At 66.2% G+C, this 1,549-nt stretch carries 2 protein-coding genes; both read right to left on the bottom strand.

From position 1 onward, the window contains the following. The coding region (locus tag EN939_RS33640; protein ID WP_164751489.1) for an NAD(P)/FAD-dependent oxidoreductase at positions 1 to 778 on the bottom strand (778 nt) is incomplete at its 3' end. Beyond that, positions 775 to 1,549: Coenzyme F420 hydrogenase/dehydrogenase, beta subunit C-terminal domain (locus EN939_RS33645; RefSeq protein ID WP_206528420.1), on the bottom strand; the 775-nt coding region annotated here is incomplete at its 5' end. The genes EN939_RS33640 and EN939_RS33645, both read right to left, overlap by 4 nt.

Genomic DNA, 1,549 nt, shown 5'->3' on the forward strand with positions numbered 1-1,549 from the left:
GCTGCCCGGCATCCGGCTTGAAATAGAATTCGGCGCCAACATCGTTGACCAGCGGCCAGTCCGATATGTCGACCCCTGCGGGCGATGGAATGTTGAAGGCGGTGCGGCGTTTCGGCTGCAGGCCGACCGGGCGCACCCCTGCCATGATGGCGACCTCGTCGCCCCAGGCGCCGGCTGCATTGACGAGCATTGGCGCGCGAAAGGTCCCCGCCCGCGTCTCGACCCGCCACTGGCCGCCCTGCCGGTCGATCGCCGTCACGCCGGCATTGGTGACGATGCGCGCGCCGCGCGCGCGGGCGCCGCGCAGATAACCTTGGTGCAGGCCGTTGACGTCGATGTCCATCGAATGCGGTTCGATATAGGCGCCGGCGAGATACTCCGCGCGCAGCACCGGTACGCTGGCGATCGCTTCGGCCGGCGTCATGGCGACGATGGAGGGCACAAGCCCCTGCGCGGCCGCCAGATCCTCCCGCAGGAGATCGATCTGATCGGCGCGCGCCACGGTGATCATGCCGCGCTTGCCAAGCAGCGGATACTCGGAGAATCCAGCTGGCGGTTCGGTCAGGAAAGACCGGCTGGCAAGCACAATACGCCGGATGACGCCGTTGCCGTAATTTTCGGTAAAGCTTGCCGCCGAGCGTCCGGTCGTGTGGTAGCCGCAATGGCTTTCCCGCTCGAGCAGCACCACCTTTGCGGAGTGGGATATCTCGAAGGCCGCACCGGCACCGGCCATGCCGCCGCCGATAATGATGACGTCCGTTTCCTCGGCGGCATTCATCTCAACCCATCCTTCAACATGATTGCCCGGCCTTCGCGCGGCACGGCAGGCGGCTCACCCAGGCGTCCGCGCCGCGCGCGGTCGCGAGCGCCGCGCCCCTCGGCCAGATTCTCCGCCAGCGAATTCTGCGCGGCGCAATCTGCAAGGGCGAGATCGGTGACAAAAGGCACCGGCCTGCCGGCGATCGCCATGCCTTTCAGCCGCGCCCAGACGGCGCGCCGCTTGCGCACCTGGTGCGACTGCAACTCGCTGATTTCGGCAATGCCGGTCTCGCGCTTGATCTCCAGAGCGCCGGCGTCGACGGCCGCATCGAACAGTTCGAGGCCGCGCCCGGTACGCACGATGATGCTGTTGAGCAGCTCATCCTCGACCGCCGGCCCACCATTCAGCCAGGCGTCATGAACCGCGATATCCGCCACCTGGCCGATCGCGTCCGGACAGATCTTGCAGCGCGGCTGGGTCATCCATTTGTCCTCGTCCTCCCACAACTGCCGATAGGTGAGTTCGAAGGCGCGGCCGTCCCTGGTTTCGATCCGGTTGAGGCCGGGATTGCCATGGCCGCGATAGCGAAAAAGCGTGAGCTCGTCCTCGCAGAGGCCGAAACGCCGCAACACCTGTTCCGATTTCGAAAGGTCCGATGCGCCGCCGCAAACGAAGGCCAGGGCATAGCGCATATATCGGTCGACGCGCGGATCGAGCCGCGCCAAATTGCGCACGGCGGTGATATCGCAAGGCTTGGCGATCAGCGCGAAGGGCTGGCCGCGATCAAGG

The sequence above is a fragment of the Mesorhizobium sp. M7A.F.Ca.CA.002.05.1.1 genome, assembly GCF_003998335.1.
GTDB lineage: Bacteria > Pseudomonadota > Alphaproteobacteria > Rhizobiales > Rhizobiaceae > Mesorhizobium.